Origin of the sequence: Streptomyces sp. NPDC018019 (assembly GCF_044327805.1) — a bacterium.
Lineage (GTDB): Bacteria > Actinomycetota > Actinomycetes > Streptomycetales > Streptomycetaceae > Streptomyces.
Map to the genome: position 1 here is coordinate 88,369 of NZ_JBIRGD010000018.1, position 22,839 is coordinate 111,207.

At 71.9% G+C, this 22,839-nt stretch carries 20 protein-coding genes; 2 read left to right on the plus strand and 18 right to left on the minus strand.

Annotated elements, in window-relative coordinates; translation table 11 throughout:
* Positions 1-21 precede the first annotated feature (21 nt).
* From ACH4FX_RS27405 to pgsA, 16 genes are all read right to left on the minus strand, one after another.
* On the minus strand, positions 22-2,532 hold the full coding sequence (locus ACH4FX_RS27405; RefSeq protein ID WP_398483289.1) for a RelA/SpoT family protein: 2,511 nt from the start codon (positions 2,530-2,532) through the stop codon (positions 22-24).
* A gap of 218 nt (positions 2,533-2,750) precedes the next feature.
* On the minus strand, positions 2,751-3,299 hold the full coding sequence (locus ACH4FX_RS27410; RefSeq protein WP_398483291.1) for an adenine phosphoribosyltransferase: 549 nt from the start codon (positions 3,297-3,299) through the stop codon (positions 2,751-2,753).
* A complete protein-coding gene (gene secF / locus ACH4FX_RS27415; RefSeq protein WP_398483293.1) occupies positions 3,296-4,444 on the minus strand; it encodes a protein translocase subunit SecF in 1,149 nt (382 codons plus the stop codon). The genes ACH4FX_RS27410 and secF overlap by 4 nt, the downstream gene beginning before the upstream one ends.
* Before the next feature lies 1 nt (position 4,445).
* Positions 4,446-6,218 (minus strand): protein translocase subunit SecD, encoded by a 1,773-nt coding sequence (secD, locus tag ACH4FX_RS27420; protein ID WP_398483295.1) that lies wholly within the window; start codon positions 6,216-6,218, stop codon positions 4,446-4,448.
* Between the two features lie 150 nt (positions 6,219-6,368).
* Positions 6,369-6,911, minus strand: a complete 543-nt coding sequence (gene yajC / locus ACH4FX_RS27425; RefSeq protein ID WP_398483297.1) for a preprotein translocase subunit YajC — start codon at positions 6,909-6,911, stop codon at positions 6,369-6,371.
* Between the two features lie 162 nt (positions 6,912-7,073).
* Positions 7,074-8,174: a Holliday junction branch migration DNA helicase RuvB gene (gene ruvB, locus ACH4FX_RS27430; RefSeq protein ID WP_398483472.1), complete on the minus strand. Its 1,101-nt coding sequence runs from the start codon at positions 8,172-8,174 to the stop codon at positions 7,074-7,076.
* A gap of 11 nt (positions 8,175-8,185) precedes the next feature.
* Entirely contained in the window at positions 8,186-8,320 is a 135-nt protein-coding gene (locus tag ACH4FX_RS27435) for a hypothetical protein (RefSeq protein WP_398483298.1), read from the minus strand.
* Positions 8,317-8,937, minus strand: coding sequence for a Holliday junction branch migration protein RuvA (gene ruvA, locus ACH4FX_RS27440; protein WP_398483300.1), 621 nt, complete (start codon positions 8,935-8,937; stop codon positions 8,317-8,319). The genes ACH4FX_RS27435 and ruvA overlap by 4 nt, the downstream gene beginning before the upstream one ends.
* Positions 8,934-9,557, minus strand: a complete 624-nt coding sequence (ruvC, locus tag ACH4FX_RS27445) for a crossover junction endodeoxyribonuclease RuvC (protein ID WP_398483302.1) — start codon at positions 9,555-9,557, stop codon at positions 8,934-8,936. The genes ruvA and ruvC overlap by 4 nt, the downstream gene beginning before the upstream one ends.
* Positions 9,558-9,702: 145 nt before the next feature.
* The gene (locus ACH4FX_RS27450) at positions 9,703-10,455 is read right to left on the minus strand and encodes a YebC/PmpR family DNA-binding transcriptional regulator (protein WP_398483304.1); all 753 of its coding nucleotides are present in this window, start codon (positions 10,453-10,455) and stop codon (positions 9,703-9,705) included.
* 101 nt (positions 10,456-10,556) lie between these two features.
* Positions 10,557-11,144: a pyridoxal 5'-phosphate synthase glutaminase subunit PdxT gene (gene pdxT, locus ACH4FX_RS27455; protein WP_398483306.1), complete on the minus strand. Its 588-nt coding sequence runs from the start codon at positions 11,142-11,144 to the stop codon at positions 10,557-10,559.
* A 46-nt stretch (positions 11,145-11,190) separates the two neighbouring features.
* Positions 11,191-12,120, minus strand: a complete 930-nt coding sequence (gene pdxS / locus ACH4FX_RS27460) for a pyridoxal 5'-phosphate synthase lyase subunit PdxS (protein ID WP_398483307.1) — start codon at positions 12,118-12,120, stop codon at positions 11,191-11,193.
* 181 nt (positions 12,121-12,301) lie between these two features.
* On the minus strand, positions 12,302-12,847 hold the full coding sequence (locus ACH4FX_RS27465) for a hypothetical protein (protein ID WP_398483309.1): 546 nt from the start codon (positions 12,845-12,847) through the stop codon (positions 12,302-12,304).
* Between the two features lie 809 nt (positions 12,848-13,656).
* On the minus strand, positions 13,657-14,817 hold the full coding sequence (locus tag ACH4FX_RS27470; RefSeq protein WP_398483311.1) for a glycosyltransferase family 4 protein: 1,161 nt from the start codon (positions 14,815-14,817) through the stop codon (positions 13,657-13,659).
* Positions 14,814-15,815: a phosphatidylinositol mannoside acyltransferase gene (locus tag ACH4FX_RS27475; RefSeq protein WP_398483473.1), complete on the minus strand. Its 1,002-nt coding sequence runs from the start codon at positions 15,813-15,815 to the stop codon at positions 14,814-14,816. The genes ACH4FX_RS27470 and ACH4FX_RS27475 overlap by 4 nt, the downstream gene beginning before the upstream one ends.
* 14 nt (positions 15,816-15,829) lie before the next feature.
* Positions 15,830-16,486, minus strand: a complete 657-nt coding sequence (pgsA, locus tag ACH4FX_RS27480) for a phosphatidylinositol phosphate synthase (protein ID WP_398483313.1) — start codon at positions 16,484-16,486, stop codon at positions 15,830-15,832.
* Positions 16,487-16,761: 275 nt separating this feature from the next.
* Here pgsA and ACH4FX_RS27485 point away from each other — a divergent pair, with 275 nt between their 5' ends.
* Both ACH4FX_RS27485 and ACH4FX_RS27490 read left to right on the plus strand, forming a co-directional pair.
* A complete protein-coding gene (locus ACH4FX_RS27485) occupies positions 16,762-18,960 on the plus strand; it encodes an elongation factor G-like protein EF-G2 (protein ID WP_398483315.1) in 2,199 nt (732 codons plus the stop codon).
* A gap of 130 nt (positions 18,961-19,090) precedes the next feature.
* On the plus strand, positions 19,091-20,761 hold the full coding sequence (locus ACH4FX_RS27490; protein WP_398483317.1) for a hypothetical protein: 1,671 nt from the start codon (positions 19,091-19,093) through the stop codon (positions 20,759-20,761).
* 58 nt (positions 20,762-20,819) lie between these two features.
* Here ACH4FX_RS27490 and ACH4FX_RS27495 read toward each other — a convergent pair whose 3' ends face one another.
* Together ACH4FX_RS27495 and ACH4FX_RS27500 are read right to left on the minus strand one after the other, a co-directional pair.
* Positions 20,820-22,025, minus strand: coding sequence for a YncE family protein (locus ACH4FX_RS27495; protein WP_398483319.1), 1,206 nt, complete (start codon positions 22,023-22,025; stop codon positions 20,820-20,822).
* The gene (locus ACH4FX_RS27500) at positions 22,025-22,804 is read right to left on the minus strand and encodes a polysaccharide deacetylase family protein (protein ID WP_398483475.1); all 780 of its coding nucleotides are present in this window, start codon (positions 22,802-22,804) and stop codon (positions 22,025-22,027) included. The genes ACH4FX_RS27495 and ACH4FX_RS27500 overlap by 1 nt, the downstream gene beginning before the upstream one ends.
* Positions 22,805-22,839 lie beyond the last annotated feature (35 nt).

The following is a 22,839-nucleotide window of genomic DNA, read 5'->3' on the forward strand; positions in this document are numbered from 1 at the left end:
CGGGGCCCTCGTACGTGGTCGCTACGGCCTGCGTGCCGAGGTCACCCGGTATACGTCGTACACGCCCTCCACGCTCCGTACGGCCTTCAGGACGTGCCCCAGGTGCTTGGGGTCGCCCATCTCGAAGGTGAAGCGGGAGGTGGCCACCCGGTCGCGGGACGTCTGGACGGCCGCGGACAGGATGTTGACGTGCTGGTCCGAGAGGATGCGGGTGACGTCCGACAGCAGCCGGGACCGGTCCAGCGCCTCGACCTGGATGGCGACCAGGAAGACCGAGGACTGGGTGGGCGCCCACTCGACATCGAGGATGCGCTCCGGCTGCTTGGACAGCGAGTCGACGTTGACGCAGTCGGCGCGGTGCACCGAGACGCCGTTGCCGCGGGTGACGAACCCGATGATCGGGTCGCCGGGCACCGGCGTACAACAGCGCGCCAGCTTCACCCACACGTCCTCGACGCCCTTGACGACCACGCCCGGGTCGGCGCTGGAGCGCCGCTTGGAGCGCGGCCGGATCGGGGTGGACTCGGCGATGTCCTCGGTCGCCTCGTCCTGCCCGCCGAGCGCCTGGACCAGCTTCTGCACGACGCTCTGCGCCGTGACGTGGCCCTCGCCGATGGCGGCGTACAGGGACGAGATGTCCGGGTAGCGCATCTCATGGGCGAGGGTGACCAGCGAGTCCCCGGTGAGGATGCGCTGGATCGGCAGGTTCTGTTTGCGCATCGCCCGGGCGATGGCGTCCTTGCCCTGCTCGATGGCCTCGTCGCGGCGCTCCTTGGAGAACCAGGCGCGGATCTTGTTGCGGGCGCGCGGCGACTTCACGAAGCCCAGCCAGTCCCGGGAGGGGCCGGCGCCGGGCGCCTTGGAGGTGAAGACCTCCACGAGGTCGCCGTTGTCGAGGGTCGATTCGAGCGGTACGAGCCGGCCGTTGACGCGGGCGCCTATGGTCCGGTGCCCGACCTCGGTGTGCACCGCGTAGGCGAAGTCCACGGGAGTGGCACCGGCGGGCAGCGCTATCACGTCACCCTTCGGCGTGAAGACGAAGACCTCGTTGCGGGACAGGTCGAAGCGCAGCGACTCCAAGAACTCGCCCGGGTCCTCGGTCTCCTTCTGCCAGTCCAGCAGCTGGCGCAGCCAGGCCATGTCGTTGACGGTGTCCTGGCCGTCGGCCTTGCTCCGCGGCACGTCGGTGCGCACCTTGGAGGCGCCGGCCACGGCTTCCTGCTTGTACTTCCAGTGCGCGGCGATGCCGTACTCCGCGCGCCGGTGCATGTCGAACGTACGGATCTGGAGCTCGACGGGCTTGCCGCTGGGACCGATCACGGTCGTGTGCAGCGACTGGTACATGTTGAACTTGGGCATCGCGATGTAGTCCTTGAACCGCCCCGGGACCGGGTTCCACCGGGCGTGGACGGTGCCGAGCGCCGCGTAGCAGTCGCGGACGGTGTCGACGAGGACGCGGATGCCCACCAGGTCGTAGATCTCGGCGAAATCGCGGCCCCGCACGATCATCTTCTGGTAGACGCTGTAGTAGTGCTTCGGCCGGCCGGTGACGGTGGCCTTGATGCGTGCGGCGCGCAGGTCGGCCTGGACCTCGTCGGTCACTATGGCCAGGTACTCGTCCCGCTTGGGGGCGCGCTCGGCGACGAGCCGCACGATCTCGTCGTACATCTTGGGGTAGAGGATCGCGAAGGCGAGGTCCTCCAGCTCCCACTTGATGGTGTTCATGCCCAGGCGGTGCGCCAGCGGAGCGTAGATCTCCAGCGTCTCGCGGGCCTTCTTCTCCTGCTTCTCCCGCTTGAGGTAGCGCATCGTGCGCATGTTGTGCAGCCGGTCGGCGAGCTTGATGACCAGGACGCGCGGGTCCTTGGCCATCGCCACGACCATCTTGCGCACCGTCTCGGCCTGTGCCGCCTCGCCGAACTTGACCTTGTCCAGCTTGGTCACGCCGTCCACGAGCAGCGCGACCTGGTCGCCGAAGTCGCGGCGCAGGGTGTCCAGGCCGTACTCGGTGTCCTCGACCGTGTCGTGCAGCAGGCCCGCCATCAGCGTCGCCGGGTCCATGCCCAGCTCGGCGAGGATCGTGGTGACCGCGAGGGGGTGGGTGATGTACGGGTCGCCGCTCTTGCGCTTCTGGCCGCGGTGCCAGCGCTCGGCGACCTGGTAGGCGCGCTCGACCTGCCGCAGGGTGGCGGCCTCGATCTTCGGGTCGTTGCTGCGCACGATCCGCAGCAGCGGTTCCAGAACCGGGTTGTACGGGCTCTGCCGCTGCACGCCGAGGCGGGCCAGGCGGGCCCGTACGCGGTTCGAGGAACCGGTGCGGCCGGTGTAGACGGGCGGGGTGGGCTTGGCGGCCGGTACGGGCGACGCGGCCGGCCGGACGGCGGGCGGCTGGGTCTTGGGCACACCGGTGCCGTCGCTCTTCTTCTGCGCTCCCGAGGCAGCCGCGTCCGCGGGGCCGGGCCGGTCCGGGCGGGCGGACTGCGACGCCCCCGGGCGGAGTCCGGGAGAAAGCGGCTGGGCCTCGTCTGGCAAGAGCACTCCTCAAGGGGGTCCGGACCACAAGACCACGAACGGGTCGGGCTGCCATGGTATCGACCTCGGCGCCCCGGCTCTTCCGCGGCCACCGGGTCCGTACATGACAGCAAAAGGGCATCCGGCTTTGTTCCGGATGCCCTTTTACTCGCTTTTTGCGGAATTTCCGGTCGGACGGCGACCGTACCGTTTCTGCCGTACGGTCCGGCCGCGGACGCTCAGACCGTGATCAGCGCCTCCATCGGAGCGCCCTTCAGGCCCGGCTCCAGCCGCTGCCGGCCGGCCAGGAAGCCCAGCTCCAGCAGGACCGCGACGCCCGCGACCTCGGCCCCGGCCCGGCGGATGAGCTGGAGCGACGCCTCGGCCGTCCCGCCGGTGGCCAGCACGTCGTCGATCACCAGCACCCGGTCTCCCGGGGCGAGGGCGTCGGCGTGTATCTCGATCTCGGCCGTGCCGTACTCCAGATCGTACGCCTGGTGGAGCGTCGCCCCGGGCAGCTTGCCCGCCTTGCGTACGGGAACGAAGCCGATGCCGGCCCGTACGGCCACCGGAGCGGCGAGGATGAACCCGCGCGCTTCCAGGCCCACGACCTTGTCGGCCCCGTACCGCTCGCACAGCCCGGCGAACGCGTCGGTCAGCGCGCCGAAGGCGGCCGGGTCCGCCAGCAGCGGCGTGATGTCCTTGAACACCACGCCGGGCTTCGGGTAGTCCGGCACGTCCGCGATCCGGCTGAGCAGCAGCTCCCGCAGGCCGTCGGGGGCGCTCATCGGCGCTTGCCCGAGGGCCGGCCGCGACCGCGGTTGCGGGACGAGGGCTGGTTGCGCTGGCCCACCATGCCGCTGCCGGCCGCGGCGGCGTCGCCGTCCTCGTCCTGCGGCGCGTCCTCGTCCGCGGCGTCCGCCGCGGCGCCCTCGCCCTGCTCCGGCGCGTCGGCCTTGGCGGCGGCCGCGGCACGCTTCGCGCGCACCCGCTTGGCCAGCGCCTTCATCGCCGGGTCGCGCTCCTTGAGGTCGGCGACCAGCGGGGTCGCGATGAAGATCGAGGAGTACGCACCGGCCGCCAGGCCGACGAACAGCGCCAGCGAGATGTCGTTGAGCATCCCGGCGCCGAGCACACCGCCGCCGACGAAGAGCAGTCCGGCGACCGGCAGCAGCGCCACGACCGTGGTGTTGATGGACCGCACCAGGGTCGAGTTGATGCTGCGGTTGGCCAGTTCGCTGTAGGTGAAGCGGGACTGCTTCCCGATGTCCTTCGACGCCTCCTTCAGGCTGTCGAAGACCACGACGGTGTCGTAGAGCGAGTAACCGAGGATCGTCAGCAGACCGATGACGGTGCCCGGGGTGACCTCGAAGCCGACCAGCGCGTACACACCGACGGTGATCGTCAGGTCGTGGATCAGCGCGATCAGGGCCGCCAGCGCCATCCGCCACTCGAAGGCGATGGCCAGGTAGATCACCACCAGGATCATGAAGATCCCGAGGCCCATCCACGCCTTGTTGGCGATCTCCTCACCCCAGCTGGGGCCGACGAGCTGGGTGTTGATGTCCTTGACCGGGACGTTCAGGTCCTTGGCCAGGGCTTCCTGCACCGGTACCGACTGCTGGGTGTCCAGCTCGCTGATCTGGATGCGCAGGCCGCCGTTGCCGAGCTTCTGCACCACGGCCTGGTGGCCCTCGGCCGCGGCCTCGGCCCGGTGCTCCGCCTCGGAGGCGGACACGCTGGTCTTCGGCGTGGTGAAGACCGCGCCGCCGGAGAACTCGATGCCCATGTTCAGGCCGCGCACCGCCAGGCCCACGATGGCCGTGATGGTGATCAGGATCGAGATGCCGTACCAGATCTTCCGCTTGCCGATGAAGTCGTAACCGACCTCACCGCGGTAGAGCCGGGCGCCGATGTTGCCGAGCTTCGACATCTCACGCCTCCTTCGTCTCGGTGGGGGCGGTGGTGCGACGGCGGCGCAGCGGCGGCTTGGCGCCCAGGCGCTTGGGGTCCAGTCCGGACCACGGGTGGCCGTTGGCGAAGAACTTCCGCCGGGCCAGCAAGGTCATCAGGGGCTTGGTGAAGAAGAAGACCACGACGACGTCCAGGAGGGTGGTCAGGCCCAGCGTGAACGCGAAGCCCTTCACCTTGCCGACGGTGACGATGAACAGCACGAACGCGGCCAGGAACGACACGAAGTCGGAGACCAGGATCGTGCGCCGCGCGCGCGGCCAGCCGCGTTCGACGGCCGGGCGCAGGGTGCGGCCCTCGCGGATCTCGTCCCGGATGCGTTCGAAGTAGACGATGAAGGAGTCGGCCGTGATGCCGATGGCGACGATGGCGCCGCAGACGGCCGGCAGGTTCAGCGCGAAGCCGATGGCCGGGCCCAGCAACGTCATGATCGTGTACGTCAGGACCGCGGAGACCCCGAGGCTCGCCAGCGCGACCAGCGCCAGGCCCCGGTAGTAGGCGACCAGGTAGACGATGACCAGCGCGAGGCCGATGGCGCCCGCGATCAGGCCGGCCTGGAGCTGCTCGCCGCCCAGCGCCGCGGTGACCGTGGTCTCGTCGGCGATCTTGAAGGAGAGCGGCAGGGCACCGTAGGACAGCATGTTCGCCAGGTCCTCGGCGCTCTGCTGGGTGAAGCCGCCGGAGATGGTGGCGCTGCCGCCGTTGAGCTGCTGGCTGACCCGCGGGTCGGAGACGACCGCGCCGTCCAGCACGATGGCGAACTGGTTCTGCGGCTGGGTCTTGGCGGCCAGCTTGCCGGTGATGTCGGCGAACTTCTTGCCGCCGGCGCCGGTGAAGTCCATCTGGACGATCCAGCCCTGGCCCTGCTGGCTGTCGAAGACCGCGGAGGCGTCCTTGACGTCGGTGCCCTCGACGGCGACCGGGCCCAGCACGTACTTCTGCGAACCGTCGTCCTTGCAGGCCACGACCGGATCGGTGGGCTTGGTACCGGCGGCCTTCTCGCCCGCCTCGGCCCGCGACTGCTTGGTGGAGCAGTCCAGGTCGGCGAGCTGCTTCTGCAGTGCGGCCGGGATCTCGTCGGCGCCGGTGGAGGGCTGCGGCGTGGCGGAGCCGCTCGGCTTGGGAGAGCTGCTGCCGGAGGCGCTCGGCGGGTCGGACGGGCCCTTCTTGAGGGCGCTGGTCACGGCGCGGCCCTGGGTGGTGGCGCTCGCGGACGGCGACGCGGAGGACTTTCCGTCCTTCTTGTCGTCGCCGTTCTTGCCGTCGTCCTTCTTGCCGCTGCTCGCGGAGGGGCTGGGGCTCGGGCTGGCCGGCGGTGTCTTCGTGCCGGCGGTGGTGGTCAGCACCGGACGGAAGCCGAGCTGAGCGGTGGTACCGACCTGCTGGCGGGCCTGTTTCGCGTCCGTCCCCTTGGGGATGTTCACGACGATGTGGTTGGTGCCCTGGGTCTGGACCTCGGCCTCGGACACACCGAGACCGTTGACCCGCCGCTCCATGATGCCCGCGGCGGTGTTCATGTTGGTCTCGTTGATCGCGTTGGGCTTGCCGGGCTGGTTACGGGCCTGCAGCGTGAAGCTCGTACCGCCCGCGAGGTCGATGCCCAGCCGGGGCGTCGAGGTCCCGGAGACGAACATGCCGCCGACCAGCGCCACCATGGCGATCAGAATGAGGACCAGGGTGCGCCCCGGCCTTCCCTGGCCCCCAGGAGACCTGCGGCCCTTTTTCGGTGCTGCCACCTTCTCGTATCTCCCTGTCCAACCGCCCGGCCCGGTACCGTGCCGGGCGGCCACGAAGTGTAGTGGGGACGTGCCCCCGCCGGAGCCTAGACCGTCCCGGAACCGCGGTGCACCGCTCGAAGGGTGCTCCGCGGTTCCGTCGGGGCGAGGCTACTTCGCGTCGGCGCCGCCGTCCTTCTTGTCGGCCTTGTCGGCCTGGGCGCCGCTCTTGGCGCCGTCGGCGGCCTCGGCGCCGGTCGCGCCCTCGGCCTTCCCGGCGTCCTTCGCGTCGGCGGCGGCCTCGGACTTGGCGAGGTCGGTCTTCGGCGACTTGTCCAGGTTCGCGGGCTTGTCGGCACCGGCCTGCTCGTCCGCGGCGCCCTCGGTCAGCGAGGAGGCGTCGTCCGGGACGACCGGCTCGGTCTTGCCCTCGGCGCCGTCGAGGATGCGGTTGTACTCCTCGTCCGCGAGGACCGCGCCGACCGCGTTCTTGGCGTAGAGGGCGTGCACGCCGGGGGCCACCTCAAGGAGGACGGTGTCGTCGTGGATCTCCTTGACGGTGGCGTACATGCCCCCAATCGTCCGGACGCCGGTGCCGGGCTGCATTTCCTCGCGCATCTGCTGCGCCTGCTGCTGCTTCTTCTTGGCAGACCGGGTCATCAGGAACATGGCCCCGATGAGGACGATGAAGGGGAGGAGAGTCACGATACTCACGGGACGGAAATCCTTCGCACGACCGCAACTCGGCGGTCTGATATACGGGGGTGGAAATGCCGGACCATACGGTCGGCATCGGCGGAGTCTAAGCGAGTCCGCACCAGTGGAACAACGCCCAGCATGGCACCGCGGTTCCTGACCCGGCGAGTCCCCGCGCCGTCACGCCCCGAAGAGCCCTTGCTGTCCGGCCCCGCCCGCCTGCTGATGGGGCGGCGTCAGGCCCAGGTGGGCCCAGGCGGCGGGGGTGGCGATCCGGCCGCGGGGCGTACGGGCGAGCAGGCCCTCCCGTACCAGGAACGGTTCGGCGACCTCCTCGACCGTCTCACGCTCCTCCCCCACCGCCACCGCCAGGGTGGACAGGCCCACCGGGCCGCCGCCGAACAGCTTGAGGAGCGCGGTGAGCACCGCCCGGTCCAGGCGGTCCAGGCCGCGGCCGTCGACCTCGTAGACGTCCAGGGCCTGTGCCGCGGTCTCCCTGGTGATCACGCCGTCCGCCTTGACCTGCGCGTAGTCGCGTACGCGGCGCAGCAGCCGGTTGGCGATGCGCGGGGTGCCGCGGGAGCGGCCGGCGATCTCCGTGGCGCCGTCCGCTTCTATGTGGACGTCGAGCAGCCCGGCGGAGCGGTGGATGACACGTTCCAGTTCGCCGGGGGCGTAGAACTCCATGTGGCCGGTGAAGCCGAAGCGGTCGCGCAGCGGCGGGGGCAGCAGGCCGGCCCGGGTGGTGGCGCCGACCAGGGTGAAGGGCGGCAGCTCCAGGGGAATGGCGGTGGCTCCCGGGCCCTTGCCGACGATCACGTCGACGCGGAAGTCCTCCATGGCCATGTAGAGCATTTCCTCGGCGGGCCGGGACATCCGGTGGATCTCGTCGAGGAAGAGCACCTCGCCCTCCTGGAGGGAGGACAGGATCGCGGCCAGGTCGCCGGCGTGCTGGATGGCGGGGCCCGAGGTGATGCGGATCGGGGCGCCCATCTCGGCGGCGATGATCATGGAGAGGGTGGTCTTGCCGAGGCCGGGGGCGCCGGAGAGCAGCACGTGGTCGGCGGTGGCGCCGCGGGCGCGGGCCGCGCGCAGGACCAGGTCGAGCTGTTCGCGCACCCGCTCCTGGCCCACGAACTCCTGAAGGTCCTTGGGGCGCAGGGCGGCCTCGACCGCGGTGTCCTCGCCGTCCGCGTCCGGCCCCACCAGCCGGTCGGGCCGCTCGGCCGTACCGTCCTGGAGCGGGGCGGCCGCGGTCTCGGTGGGCTCGTCCCAGTTCACTGCGTCCTGCCTCACGTGGTCGTACCGGCCGCGGCGGCCGGCTTCGCGTCGTGCTTCTTGCGGTCGTGGCCGCTGCCCCGGCCGTGGGCCGTGCGGCCCGGACGGACCGGGCCGGGGGCCGGTGCCGTACGGTGCACGGCGCTCACCGCGCCCGGTTCAGCGACTGGAGGGCGGCCTTGAGCAGCTGCGACACCTGCGGCGCCGCGCCCTCGGCAGCCGCCGCCTCGGCCTGCGGCGCGACGGCGGCCACCGCCTCGTCGGCCTCGCGGGTGGCGTACCCGAGGCCGATCAGCGCGGCGTGCAGCTGGTCGCTCCACCCGGCCGTCACGGCGCTGCCGACGCCCGCGGCGCCGGCGCCGACGGGGGCGCCGAGCCGGTCCTTCAGCTCCAGCAGCAGCTTCTGGGCGCCCTTCTTGCCGATGCCGGGCACGGCCGTGAGCGTCTTCTCGTCGCCGTTGGCGACGGCACGCCGCAGCGTGTCCGGGGAGTGCACCGCGAGCATGGCCTGGGCCAGGCGCGGCCCGACGCCGCTGGCGGTCTGGAGGAGTTCGAACGTCTGCCGCTCGTCCTCGTCGGCGAAGCCGTACAGGGTGAGCGAGTCCTCCCTGACGACCAGGGAGGTGGCCAGCTTGGCCTGCTGGCCGACGCGCAGCCCGGACAGGGTGCCCGGGGTGCACTGCACGGCCATGCCGACGCCGCCGACCTCCACGACGGCGGTGTCCGGTGCCAGGGCCGCGACCGGGCCGGAGACGAAGGCGATCATCGGGTGCCCTTCTGGGGTGCCTCGGAGCGCGGTCCGAGTGCGCGTGCGGGAGTGCGTCGGGTGGGGGCGGGCGCCGGGCGGGCCCGGGCGGCGGCCTGCGCCTGCTGGAGGCGGTTGGCCGCGTGGGCCTGCTGGAGGCGGTTGACGGCGGGGGCGCGCCAGATGTGGCAGATGGCCAGCGCCAGCGCGTCCGCGGCGTCGGCCGGCTTGGGCGGGGCGTCCAGCCGCAGCAGCCGGGTGACCATCGCGCCGACCTGCGCCTTGTCGGCCCGCCCCGAGCCGGTCACGGCGGCCTTGACCTCACTGGGGGTGTGCAGTGCGACGGGCAGCCCGCGGCGCGCGGCGCACAGCATGGCGACCGCGCTGGCCTGGGCGGTGCCCATGACCGTACGGACGTTGTGCTGGCTGAAGACGCGCTCGACGGCGACGCAGTCGGGCCGCTGCTCGTCGAGCCACTCCTCGATGCCGCGCTCGATGAGGACCAGGCGCCGCGCGATGTCCGCGTCGGCCGGTGTCCGTACGACGCCGACCGCCGCCATCGTGAGCGGGCGGCCCGCGACGCCGTCGACCACGCCGACACCGCAGCGGGTCAGCCCCGGGTCCACCCCCAGCACCTTCATCGGGCCGCGCCCCCACTTCTCCCCATGGACCAACTGTTCGCCGTTACCCCTGACCTGCACAGTATCGGCTGCCACTGACAACGCAGGGCGGGCCGGCGGGGTGTGTCCCCGCCGGCCCGCCGCCGCGTGCGCAGTCGACCGCCCGTCAGGCGTCGACCTTGGCCATGACCTCGTCCGAGACGTCGAAGTTGGCGAAGACGTTCTGCACGTCGTCGCTGTCCTCCAGCGCGTCGATCAGCTTGAAGATCTTGCGCGCGCCCTCTTCGTCCAGCTCGACCTGCATGGTCGGCACGAAGTTGGTGTCGGCCGAGTCGTAGTCGATGCCCTCCTTCTGGAGCGCGGTGCGGACCGCGACCAGGTCGGTGGCCTCGCTGAGCACCTCGAAGGACTCGCCGAGGTCGTTGACCTCCTCGGCGCCCGCGTCCAGGACCGCGCCCAGCACGTCGTCCTCGGTCAGCTCACCCTTGGGGACGATCACCACGCCCTTGCGGTTGAACAGGTACGAGACCGAGCCCGGGTCGGCCATCGAACCGCCGTTGCGGGTCATGGCCACGCGGACGTCCGAGGCGGCGCGGTTGCGGTTGTCGGTGAGGCACTCGATGAGCACCGCGACACCGTTGGGGCCGTAGCCCTCGTACATGATCGTCTCGTACTCGGCGCCGCCGGCCTCCAGGCCCGCGCCGCGCTTGACCGCGCTGTCGATGTTCTTGTTCGGCACCGACTGCTTCTTCGCCTTCTGGATGGCGTCGAAGAGGGTCGGGTTGCCATCGGGGTCGGCGCCGCCGGTGCGGGCCGCGACCTCGATGTTCTTGATCAGCTTCGCGAAGAGCTTGCCGCGCTTGGCGTCGATCACGGCCTTCTTGTGCTTCGTCGTAGCCCATTTAGAGTGGCCGGACATCCGCCTGTCTCCTTCGCGTAACCAGGTTGAGAAACGAACGCCACAGATCCTACCGGGACGGGATCGGCCCGCCGCACACACGGCGGCGGGCCCGGGGACCGTCAGGCGCGGCGCACCATGTCCACGAAGGACGCGTGCACCCGGTGGTCGCCGGTGAGTTCCGGATGGAAGGACGTGGCGAGGACGTTACCCTGCCGGACCGCCACCGTGTGCCCGTCGTACGTCGCCAGCACCTCGACGGCGGCGCCCGTCGACTCGACCCAGGGCGCGCGGATGAAGACGCCCTGCACCGGCCCGCCCCCGATCCCGGCCACCTCGACGGCCGCCTCGAAGGACTCGTTCTGCCGCCCGAAGGCGTTACGGCGCACGATCATGTCGATGCCGCCCAGGGTCTCCTGGTCCGCGCGCCCGTCCAGCAGCTTGTCGGCCAGCATGATCATGCCGGCGCAGGTGCCGTAGACCGGCTTGCCGGAGCGTACGAACGCGCGCAGCGGCTCCAGCATGCCGAAGACGACCGCGAGCTTCGACATGGTCGTGGACTCGCCGCCCGGTATGACCAGGCCGTCGACACCGTCCAGCTCCTCGGGCCGGCGCACCGGCCTGGCCAGGGCGTCCGCGGTGGCGAGCGCCGTCAGATGCTCGCGCACGTCGCCCTGGAGGGCCAGCACGCCGATGGTGGGGTTGCTCATGCGTCCGTCGCTCTCCCGCTCGCCGTTCCCGCGTTCCGCCGCCCGCTCACCAGCCGCGGTTCGCGTAGCGCTCCGCCTCGGGGAGCGTGTCGCAGTTGATGCCGACCATGGCCTCGCCCAGGTTGCGGGAGACGTCCGCGACGACCTTCGGGTCGTCGTAGAAGGTGGTGGCCTTCACGATGGCGGCGGCGCGCTTGGCCGGGTCGCCGGACTTGAAGATGCCGGAGCCGACGAAGACACCCTCGGCACCGAGCTGGCGCATCAGCGCGGCGTCGGCCGGGGTGGCCACACCGCCCGCGGAGAACAGCACCACCGGCAGCTTGCCCAGCTCGGCGACCTCCTTGACCAGCTCGAACGGGGCGCGCAGCTCCTTGGCGGCAGCGTACAGCTCGTTGTTGTCACAGCCGCGCAGCTTGGCGATCTCACCCTTGATCTGGCGCAGGTGGCGCACCGCCTCGACGACGTTGCCGGTGCCGGCCTCGCCCTTGGAGCGGATCATCGCCGCGCCCTCGGCGATGCGGCGCAGGGCCTCGCCCAGGTTGGTGGCACCGCAGACGAACGGCGTGGTGAAGGCCCACTTGTCGGAGTGGTTGACCTCGTCGGCCGGGGTGAGGACCTCGGACTCGTCGATGTAGTCGACACCGAGGGACTGGAGCACCTGGGCCTCGACGAAGTGGCCGATCCGGGACTTGGCCATCACGGGGATGGAGACCGCCTCGATGATGCTGTCGATCATGTCCGGGTCGGACATCCGGGCCACCCCGCCGTCCTTGCGGATGTCCGCGGGGACCCGCTCCAGGGCCATGACCGCGACGGCGCCCGCGTCCTCGGCGATCTTCGCCTCTTCCGGCGTGACGACGTCCATGATCACGCCGCCCTTGAGCTGCTCGGCCATGCCGCGCTTGACGCGGGCGGTTCCGGTCTCGGGGGTGCCGGCGGGAGCGGCGGCAGACGTGGCGTTGGGCGTGGTGGACACGGTATGACCTCACTAAGTGCGGGCGGTTGTACTCCGTCGCCCACACAACCGTTCGCGCCGGGCCACTGAAAAGGGCCAATTGGAAGGCAGTGGCTCGTCAGGGGCGCGGGTGGGGGCCGCTCGGGGCCCGGTGGCCGTACGGGTCCGGGGCCACCCGGCGCCCTGCCGCGGTCCGGTCCGGTCAGTGGCCGGCCGCGCGGTCCCCGAGGACGGCCGGGGGCTCGTCGTCCATCTCGAAGGCCATCGGGAACGGCGCGTGACCCGCGAGGCGGAACCAGCGCACCACCCGGTGGCGGCGTACGGCGCGGGCCGCCCGTACGGAGTCGTTGTGGAACCGCCGCGCCATCGGTACGCGGCGCACCGCCGCCGTCAGCTCGGTGACCGTCTGCTCGCCGCCGGGTGCTTCCCGTACGGCCTCCAGCTGCCCTTCGGCGTCGAAGACCGCGCGCAGCGCCTGGCTCAGCCCGCTCTCGGCGACCTCCCGCTGTTCCTCGGCCGCCTGCCGCGCCTCGTGCGCCGCCTCGTACAGCACGATGGACGCGGCCGGATCGAGCAGTCCCGACGTCCCCAGCTCCTGCGCCACCGAGGCGCGGCGCAGCAACTGCGCGTCCAGCGCCGCGCGGGCCGCGTCGATACGGGCATGCAGACGGTCCAGCCGCCCCGCGGTCCAGCTCAGATAGACGCCGATGACGACAAGGGCAGCCGCGATCCAGATCAAAGTGGTCACGCCGGGTCACAGTACCGGCCGTCCGCGGTCAACCCGTGGGTGGAGGCCGGAGGTGGACACGGGGTCCTAGCGCGCCGGCCGTCCACGTACCACGTCGGCGTCCGGCTGGGCGGCGCCCTGGGGGCGGGTTGGTGGCTCTCCGGGTGGGGGGCGATGTGCTGCGCGGTCTGTCCGGCGAGGAGGCGCCGCTGGCGCCTTACGCCCCGTGGGGTGCGCGCCGTGCGCGAGGGGTCCGGTGGTGGGGGGGCTCGGGGCCCCTCCGGGGTCTCTCTCCCCCAGCCTCCGGCCGGGGGACCCCCACGGCGCCGTTGAGCCCGCGCGGACGAAATCGCAATCTAGTCGCCCGGTCGTCCTGCGGGGAGACCCCGGAGTGTCCCCGAGCCCTGCCGTCGGGCGACTATCCCGCCGTCGCGGCTGGGCACTGACACCACAAGGCCGCCTACTCCGCGCCGCGCGGAGTAACGCCCCGGCCGGCGCATACGTGTACGCGAGCCTCGCCACCGGGTGGGCGCCCACCCCGGTCACCGTTCTTTTCCACCCCCACCGGGCCGAGCACGCCCAACGACCGGAGGGGGCGTGCAGGGGGCCATCCCCGCAGGACGACCGGGCGACTAGGTTGCCGAATACCCCCGCGCGGGCTCAACGGCGCCGTGGGGGTCCCCCCGGCCGAAGGCTGGGGGAGAGATGGCCCCCTGCACGCCCCCGCACCGCAACGAAACCGAATGCGAACCACGCGACACCGCACCGCACCGCGCACGCACAAGGCCCACACCCCCACCCGCCGCGACAGCGGCATGCGGCAAGCCCCCCTACTCCCGAGCCAACCCCCACCGAGCCCGAAACCCCGTCCGCTCATCCGTCGCGACCATCGCCGCCCCGGCGGTGACCGTCTCGTACACCGCGAGGATGTCCGCCCCGACCGTGGACCAGTCGAACCGGCGCACATGGCGGCTGCCGCGTTCGCGCAGTTCGGCCAGGCGCGCCGGATCACCGAGGAGGCGCACCGCCGCCTCGGCCAGCGCGTCCGCGTCCTCGTTGGCGAACAGTTCGCCCGCCTCGCCCTGGTCCAGGACCTGTGCGAACGCGTCGAGGTCGCTGGCGAGCACGGGGGCCCCGGCCGACATCGCCTCGACGAGGATGATGCCGAACGACTCGCCGCCGGTGTTGGGCGCGACGTACAGGTCCACGCTGCGCAGCAGCCGTGCCTTGTCCTCGTCGCTGACCATGCCGAGGAACTCCACCCGCGAGCGCAGTTCGGCGGGCAGTCCGGCGACCGCCTCCTCCTCGTCGCCGCGGCCCGCGACCAGCAGCCGGGCGTCCGGGACCGCGGCGAGGATCTCCGGCAGCGCGCGCATCAGGACGGGCAGCCCCTTGCGCGGTTCGTCGATGCGCCCGATGAAGCCGATCGTGCGGCCCTGCCACTCCTCCTTGGGCGCGGCCTCGGCGAAGAAGTCCACATCGACGCCGTTGGGGATGACCACCGCGTCCCCGCCGAGGTGTTCGACCAGGGTGCGCCGGGCGTACTCGCTCACCGCGATCCGCGCGCTGATCTTCTCCAGCGCGGGTTGCAGGATCGGGTACGCCGCGATCATGACCCGGGAGCGCGGGTTGGAGGTGTGGAAGGTCGCCACGATCGGGCCCTGCGCCGCCCAGCAGGCGAGCAGCCCGACCGACGGCGTACCGGGTTCGTGGATGTGGATGACGTCGAAGGCGCCGTCGTGCAGCCAGCGGCGGACCCGGGCGGCCGACAGGAAGCCGAAGTTGAGCCGGGCGACCGAACCGTTGTACGGCACGGGTACGGCGCGTCCGGCGGAGACCACGTACGGCGGCAGCGGTGTCTCGTCGTCCGCCGGAGCGAGTACGGACACCTCGTGGCCCAGCCGGAGCAGGTGCTCGGCCAGGTCCCGCACGTGGAACTGGACGCCGCCGGGGACGTCCCAGGAGTACGGACAGACGATCCCGATCCTCAAGACCGCTCCGTCCGCCGCGCGCCGGCGGGCGCCCCGTCGGCACCCGAAGCACCCCTGTCCGGCGCCTCCGAGCCCACCGCACCGGGCCCCGGCGCCTCCGAGCGCGCCTCCAGGTCACCGAGCCACAGTCGTTGCAGCATGTGCCAGTCCTCCGGATGGTCGGCGATGCCGGAGGCGAAGGCGTCGGCCAGTTCCTGCGTCATCGTGGCGGCCTTCTCGGCGCGGGTACCGGTCTGCGGCACCTCGATCTCCGGGTGCACCCGCCCGCGCATGACGGGGCTCTCGTCGTACCACAGCGTGACCGGCAGCAGCATCGCCCCGGTCTGCACCGCGAGCATCGCGGGCCCGGCCGGCATCTTCGCGGCCTCGCCGAAGAACTTCACCTCGATGCCGGAGGAGGACAGATCCCGGTCGGCGACCAGGCAGACCAGGCCGCCGGCCCGCAGCCGCCGGGCCAGGGTGCCGAACGCGGCGCCGCCGGTGTGCGGCAGCACCTCCATGCCCAGCCCCTCGCGGTAGGCGACGAAACGGTCGTAGAGCGACTCGGGCTTGAGGCGTTCGGCGACCGTGGCGAAGGGCACACCCAGCTTGGTGGTGACCCAGGCGCCGGCGAGGTCGTAGTTGCCCATGTGCGGCAGGGCGAGGATCACCCCGCGGCCGCTCTTGAGCCCCTCTTCCAGGTGGTGCACGTCGGCCGGGGCGAATCCGTGCCTGATCCGTTCCTTGCTCCACACCGGCAGCCGGAAGGATTCCATCCAGTAGCGCATGTAGGAGCGCATCCCGGCCCGGGACAGCTGGGCGAGCCGCTGCGGCATGGCGTCCGGCACCACCCGCGCGAGGTTGGATTCCAGGCGCAGGACCCCCTTGCCGCGCCGCTTCCACACCGCGTCGGCGATCCGCCGGCCGAGCGCCTTGGCGGCAGGTTCGGGCAGTCTCTTGACGGCGCTCCAGCCCAGGGCGTACGCCCCGTCGGTCAGCTTCTCGCGGTCGATGGTCATACGAGTCGGGCGCTTCACGCGCTGTTCCCCCCTTGTGCGATGGCGTCGGCCTCGGCGGACTCCCGGCGTACGGTCACCACGCGCTGGGCGAGGGTGACCGCGCTGCCGACGGCCACCACCCACAGCGCGACCGGCAGCAGGTACTGCACACCGGGCACCCCGAAGGCGTGCAGCCCGGCGAAACCGGCGGCGACCAGGGTGATGACGAGCCGCTCGGCCCGCTCCACCAGCCCGTTGACGTTCACCGGCAGTCCGATGCTCTCGCCCCGGGCCTTGGTGTACGAGACCACCTGCCCGCTGGCCAGGCAGAAGATCGCCACCGCGCAGAGCCACAGGCTGTCGCCGGCCCCCGCGTACCAGAGCGCCAGCCCGCCGAAGATCGCCGAGTCGGCGACCCGGTCGAGGGTGGAGTCGAGGAAGGCCCCCCAGCGGCTGGACCGGCCCAGCTGCCGTGCCATGTTGCCGTCCACCAGGTCCGAGAAGACGAACAGCGTGATGACGACCGTGCCCCAGAAGAACTCGCCGAGCGGGAAGAAGACCAGGGCACCCGCCACCACACCCCCCGTGCCGACGAGGGTGACCGCGTCCGGGCTGACCCCGAGACGGATGAGCAGGGCGGCGAATGGCGTGAGGACACGCGTGAAGAAAGCACGCGCGTACGTGTTCAGCATGGCCTTCCCGAAAGGTCGATACGGGCCGCGCGGTCAAGGGGCCACCGGCTGGCCCATCGTAGCCAGGCGGCCCCCGCGTACCGCGAACGCACCACGGACCGGGGCACCACCCGTGACCGGCCAGGACGGCCCCGCGGCGGCCGGCACGCCGCCGCGGCGCCCGGCACGGCGCGTCCCACAAGATCCCTGATCGTCCCTTGTGCGATGTATGGACGTGCCATGACCAGGGTGGAAAGCTCGAACCACCGCGAAGTGTCGACCGGGAGGCGAGACACATGGGCGAGAAGACGAGGACACATCCGGGAGCCGCCGGCAGGGCCACATCGGCCGACCAGCCCACGTCCCTGAGGAATGTGGTGCTGGTCGGCCACAGTGGTGCGGGGAAGACGACGCTGGTGGAGGCGCTCGCGCTGGCGACCGGCGCGGTCAACCGGGCGGGCCGGGTCGAGGACGGCGGCTGCCTCTCCGACTACGACGAGATCGAGCACCGGCAGCAGCGCTCGGTGCAGCTGTCCCTGGTTCCCGTCGACTACGGCGGCATCAAGATCAACGTATTGGACACACCAGGGTACGCCGACTTCGTCGGAGAGCTGAGGGCCGGTCTGCGGGCAGCGGACGCGGCCCTCTTCGTCGTTTCGGCGGCGGACGGCGTGGACGGTGCGACCCGCATGGTCTGGGACGAGTGCGCCGCGGTCGGCATGCCGCGCGCGCTGGTCATCACCCACCTGGAAGCGGCCCGCGCGGACTTCGACCAGATGACCCGGCTGTGCGGCAGCGCGCTCGGCGGCGACGACCCCGACGCCGTGCTGCCCCTGTACCTGCCGCTGTACGGCACGGCGGGCGCCGACGGCCACGCTCCCGTGCACGGCCTGATCGGCCTGCTCTCCCAGCGGGTCTTCGACTACTCCTCCGGCGAGCGCGTCGAGCGCGCGCCCGAGGCCGACGAGCTGCCGCTGATCGAGGAGGCCCGCAACCGGCTCATCGAGGGCATCATCGCCGAGAGCGAGGACGAGTCCCTCATGGACCGCTACCTCGCCGGTGAGGACATCGACGTCAAGACGCTCATCGGGGACCTGGAGACGGCGGTCGCGCGCGGCACCTTCCACCCGGTGCTCGCCGCGGCGCCGGCCGCCGAGGGCGCCAAGCAGGGGCTGGGCACCATCGAGCTGCTCGATCTGATCGCCCGCGGCTTCCCCACCCCCGCCGAGCGCGAGGCCCCCGCCGTCACCACCCCCGACGGAAAGCCCCGGCCCCCGCTGACCTGCGACCCGGCGGGCCCGCTGGTCGCCGAGGTGGTCAAGACCTCCTCCGACCCCTACGTCGGCCGGCTCTCGCTGGTCCGGGTCTTCTCCGGCACCCTGCGCCCCGACGAGACGGTGCACGTCTCCGGGCACGGCCTGGCCGACCGCGGCCACGAGGATCACGACGTGGACGAACGGATCGGCGCCCTGTCGGCCCCGTTCGGCAAGGTCCAGCGCTCGCTGTCCAAGGCGATCGCCGGCGACCTGGCCTGTGTGGCGAAGCTGACCCGCGCGGAGACCGGCGACACCCTGTCCGACAAGGACGCACCGCTGCTGATGGAGCCGTGGTCCATGCCGGACCCGCTGCTGCCGGTCGCCATCCAGGCGCACAGCAAGGCGGACGAGGACAAGCTCTCGCAGGGCCTGTCCCGCCTGGTCGCCGAGGACCCGACGATGCGCCTGGAGCACAACCAGGGCACCCACCAGGTGGTGCTGTGGTGCCTGGGCGAGGCGCACGTGGACGTGGCGCTGGAGCGGCTGCGGTCCCGGTACGGCGTGCAGGTCGACACCGTGCCGTACAAGGTCTCGCTGCGGGAGACCTTCGGCGGCAAAGCGGCGGGCCGCGGGCGGCACGTGAAGCAGTCCGGCGGGCACGGCCAGTACGCGATCTGCGAGATCGAGGTGGAGCCGCTGCCCGGTGGCAGCGGCATCGAGTTCGTGGACAAGGTCGTGGGCGGCGCGGTGCCCCGGCAGTTCATCCCGTCCGTGGAGAAGGGCGTACGGGCCCAGGCGGCGCGCGGCGTCGCGGCCGGGTACCCGCTGGTCGACGTCCGGGTGACGCTGCTGGACGGCAAGGCCCACTCGGTGGACTCCTCAGACGCCGCGTTCCAGACCGCCGGCGCCCTGGCGCTGCGCGAGGCCGCCTCCGAGGCCCGTATCCACCTGCTGGAGCCGGTGGCCGAGGTGACCGTACTGGTTCCGGACGAGTTCGTCGGCGCGGCGATGAGCGATCTGTCCGGGCGGCGCGGCCGGGTGGTGGGCACCGAGCAGGCCGGCCACGGCCGCACCCTGGTGCGGGCCGAGGTGCCGGAGATCGAGATCAGCCGGTACGCGGTGGACCTGCGCTCCCTCTCGCACGGCACCGGACGCTTCCACCGGTCCTACGCGCGGCACGAGCCGATGCCGCCGCAGCTCGCCGCCAGGCTCCGCGAGCAGGAGGACGGCGGCGCGTGAGCCACGGCCGGCCGGCGGCCCCTCGGCACGCACCGGGCGACCGTCGGCCGGTAGGCTGTGATCGCAGCTCAGAAGGTGTGCGACCGGCGGTAGTTGGGAAGAAGGCCGCAGCAGCGGATGCGTGCGGGCGATGGGGGCGGCAGTGGCAGCAGACGGCTTCGACTTCAGTCCCGGGGCGCAGGTCCCGCTGTCCGGCGGCGCCGGGCAGACCGCGGCCACCCAGGCGCTGGCCTCGGCGGCGTACCGGGACAATCCGCTCTCCGACATCGCGAAGGCGGACTCCGTCACCGCGAAGTCGGGCATCAAACCGCCCAAACTCTCCCTGTTCGAACCGAATCTGGGCGAGGCGTTCTCCCGCGCCCTGCAACTGCGCATGCTCGGCGGCGGGCGCGGCGCGCTCATCCAGTCCTTCGGCACCGAGCCGCAGACGGTCGTCGAGCACTGCCTCGCGGCCAGCCGCATCCGCAAGATCCGCGACGTCAAGCTCACCGTTCTGATGGTGGTCTTCGGGCTGCTCTTCCTGCCCGGCGTCCTGCTGTGGCTGGGCGCCTTCCAGCTCAAGAAGCTGCTCGCCAGGGCGCAGGGCACCGGGACCTCGGCGCTCGGCGTGGCGCTGATGATCGCCATGGCCGGGCTCGCCGTGCTGTTCCTGGTCAAACTGCCGTTCAGCGGCTTCTGGTCGGTGTACCTGCGGGCCATGGTGGTGGTCCCGGTGATCGGCTGGTGGTGGGCGAAACGGATCAGCGAGAGCACCGCCCGGGACCTGCGGGAGGCGTGGAAGGGCCTGCTCGAAGGCGGCGGCGTGGGCGCCAAGATCCCCGAGGCGGTCCCCCGCGACCCGAACGAGACCGCCGCCGAGCGGATGCGTCAGAACCTGGCCAAGCTCAGCGCCGAACAGCAGAGCAACGTGGCCTTCTACGCGGGCCCCAACGGCATACTCGGCATGGGCACCCGCTGGGGCAGCTGGCAGATGGCCGAGGAGCTGCGGCCCGCCGTGGAGGGCGGCGAGATCAACCCCTTCCGCAGCTACGACGTCATCCGCGTCATCCACGACCGGCTGCGCCTGCTGGAGCGCAGCCCGCTGCACACCGGCGGCTTCAAGCAGCCCCCTTCCGTACGCCACTGGATCGTGGTGCCGGTCGGCGAGAAGGCCACCTCGGTCGCCCGCCCCGAGGGCACGGAGGTGGAGGCGTTCCAGGTCCGCGGCCACGAGATAGAGCGGATCTGCAACGAGCAGCAGTTCGGCAGCGGCAGCCGGCACTACCTCGGCGTGCAGTTCGTGCTGTGGGACGGCCAGCTGGTGATAACCCTGCTGATCACGGTCACCGTGCTGCACGAGACGCTGCGCGTCGAGGTGACCGGCCACGCCCTGGGCCCGGTCAACCCGCTGTTCACCTCCAAGCCGGCGCCGAAGACCAAGAGCGTCTCCAAGACGGTCAAGTTCTGGGAGACCAAGTCCGTGAACCTGCCGCTGGTCGACGCGAGCGAGGTGGTACGGCTCGCCGCCCGCGCCCCGCTGACCTGGTTCCCCGGCTTCCTGGAGTTCCTGGGCGGGAAGCTGACCCTGCCGGAGCCGTTCGGCCTGCGGCACGCCTGGGCCGACAAGCCCTGGCGGCACCGCTTCATGGCCGACGACGCGCTGCGCGCCGCGACCCCGGTGCTGCGCGTGGTGCACTCCGCCGCCCTGAGCGTGCTCAAGGAGAACGGCGTGGACACCGCGCGCTTCGACAGCCGCTCGCTGGTGCTCAGCGGCCAGGTGCAGGCCGCGGAGCCGCGGAAGGCGGATGAGTACAACGCATAGCCGGTGTGCGCGGCGGCCGGCCGGAAACCCCGGCCGGGCCCGCCGCACGCGGGGCCGCCTACCGGAAGATCCCCGTGTGCCCCAGTGAGTAGCGCCCGGGCTGCGGGTAGACCGCGAGGCCGTGCGGGCCCTCGCCCACCGGGATCTTGGCCAGGGTCTTCCCCGTCCGGGTGTCCATCGCGTAGACCTCGGAGTTGTAGCGGCCGGACAGCCACAGCACCTTGCCGTCGGCGGACACCCCGCCCATGTCCGGGCTGCCGCCGCCGGGGATGTGCCACTTGTCCGTCAGCTTGCCGCTCTTGAAGTCGAGCAGGGACACCGAGCCCTCGCCCCGGTTGGAGATGTACATCTTCTTCGAGTCGCGGCTGACGTAGAGCCCGTGCGCGCCCTTGCCGGTCGGCATCAGCCGGGGCTGCTCGAACGTGTCGCCGTCCAGCACCCACATGCCGTCGGCCATCATGTCCGCGACGTACCAGGTCCGCCCGTCCGGCGAGACCTTCACGTCCTGCGGCATGGCGCCCCGGAACGGCAGTTTCTGCTGGCCGGTGACCTCCATCTTCTCCGTGTCGACCTTCAGCAGCTCGCCGGAGAACTCGCAGGAGACGATGAAGTACTTCCCGTCCGCCGAGAAGTCCGCGTGGTTGACGCCCGCGCAGGTCACCGGGACGGTCTTGCGCACCTCCATGGTCTTCGGATCGCGGAAGACCAGTTCCTTGTCCATCGAGGCCATCACGACCGCGTACTTGCCGTTCGGCGTGAAGTAGAGGTTGTACGGGTCGTGCACGTCCACCGGCTTGCCGGACCGTCCGTTCGCCGGGTTGATCGGCGTCAGGTCGTGGCCGCGGTTGTTGTTCACCCACAGCGTCTTCATGTCCCACGACGGGACGACGTGCTGCGGCTGCACCCCCACCGGAATGGTCTCGATGACCTTGTACGTCTTCGGATCGATGACGCTCACCGTGTTGGAGCCGGTGTTCGGCACGTACACGCGCGAGGGGAAGCTTCTGACGTGCGGCGCCAGCTTGCCGGGGCGGTCCGCCGCGTACACGTCGTGCTCGTCGAGCAGCGGCGGCATGCCCGCCAGCACCGGCTTGGCGGCCTTCGCGGGCGAGGCCGGGGGCGAGGCCCCGGGGCTGCGGTCGGCGGCCGTCGTCCCGCTGCCGCCGCAGCCCGCCGCCACCAGTGCGCAGGCGGCGGCCAGCAGCGCGGCCCGCAGGCCGCCGCGGGCACGCTTCGGATCTTGGATACGGGTCCGGTCAGCCATCAGGTCACAAGCTCCGTTGTCGTCACCGCGCGCAGTCCGCGCCGGTGCAGGCCGTCGAGGATCGGGGGCAGCGCGGCAACCGTGCCGGGGTGCCCGAGGTGGAGGCTCACGATGGATCCCGGGCGGGCCCGGTCCAGCACGGTGCGCCGGACGGCGGGGGCGCCCGGGTCGTCCGCGTCACGGGAGTCCACGTCGTAGGAGAGGACGTGCGGGTATCCGGCCCTGCGGGCCAGCCGGGTCACCAGTTCGGTGGCGTACTGCGTGCGGGAGGGCCTGAACCAGCTGCCGATCGTGCCGGTCAGCTTCCGCAGCCGCTCCGCGCAGCCGCTGATCTCGGCGTACGCGGCGTCCGCCGGCAGGGCACAGATGTCGAGGTGGCGCTGGGTGTGGTTGCCCAGCTCATGGCCGCCGTCGAGGATCCGGCGGGCGAGCTGCGGCTGCTCGTCGAGCCAGCTGCCGACGGCCAGGACGGTCAGCCGGGCACCGGCCCGCTCGGCCTCGCCGAGCAGCGCGGTGGCCGTCCGCGCGTCGCCCTGTCCGTGAAAGGTGAGGGCGACCGCGTCGCCGCGCGGGGGGCCGTGCCGGATCTGTACGGGCAGTCCGGGGGCGCGGGTCGGCGGGCGGGCGCCGTGGGCGGCGCCCGGGGCGGCCGGCCCCGACGGGCGCGCCGCGGAGCCCGGCGGGGAGCCGGAGGCCCGCACGGGAGCGGTGTCCGTACGGGCCGTCGCGCACCCGGGCGCGAGCGCACCGGCCGCCACGGCCGAGGCCGCGCGCAGCACGGAGCGACGATGCAGGGAAGTCACCCCACCATTAG

What these genes read in the sequence shown, in the direction of transcription:
- secF (WP_398483293.1), bottom strand. Translation starts at nt 4,444, where the DNA reads ATGTCGAAGCTCGGCAACATCGGCGCCCGGCTCTACCGCGGTGAGGTC.
- ACH4FX_RS27475 (WP_398483473.1), bottom strand. Translation starts at nt 15,815, where the DNA reads ATGACCATCGACCGCGAGAAGCTGACCGACGGGGCGTACGCCCTGGGC.
- ruvC (WP_398483302.1), bottom strand. Translation starts at nt 9,557, where the DNA reads ATGAAGGTGCTGGGGGTGGACCCGGGGCTGACCCGCTGCGGTGTCGGC.
- ACH4FX_RS27410 (WP_398483291.1), bottom strand. Translation starts at nt 3,299, where the DNA reads ATGAGCGCCCCCGACGGCCTGCGGGAGCTGCTGCTCAGCCGGATCGCG.
- ruvA (WP_398483300.1), bottom strand. Translation starts at nt 8,937, where the DNA reads ATGATCGCCTTCGTCTCCGGCCCGGTCGCGGCCCTGGCACCGGACACC.
- ACH4FX_RS27495 (WP_398483319.1), bottom strand. Translation starts at nt 22,025, where the DNA reads ATGGCTGACCGGACCCGTATCCAAGATCCGAAGCGTGCCCGCGGCGGC.
- ACH4FX_RS27450 (WP_398483304.1), bottom strand. Translation starts at nt 10,455, where the DNA reads ATGTCCGGCCACTCTAAATGGGCTACGACGAAGCACAAGAAGGCCGTG.
- pgsA (WP_398483313.1), bottom strand. Translation starts at nt 16,486, where the DNA reads ATGCTGAACACGTACGCGCGTGCTTTCTTCACGCGTGTCCTCACGCCA.
- pdxT (WP_398483306.1), bottom strand. Translation starts at nt 11,144, where the DNA reads ATGAGCAACCCCACCATCGGCGTGCTGGCCCTCCAGGGCGACGTGCGC.
- ACH4FX_RS27485 (WP_398483315.1), top strand. Translation starts at nt 16,762, where the DNA reads ATGGGCGAGAAGACGAGGACACATCCGGGAGCCGCCGGCAGGGCCACA.
- ACH4FX_RS27490 (WP_398483317.1), top strand. Translation starts at nt 19,091, where the DNA reads ATGGGGGCGGCAGTGGCAGCAGACGGCTTCGACTTCAGTCCCGGGGCG.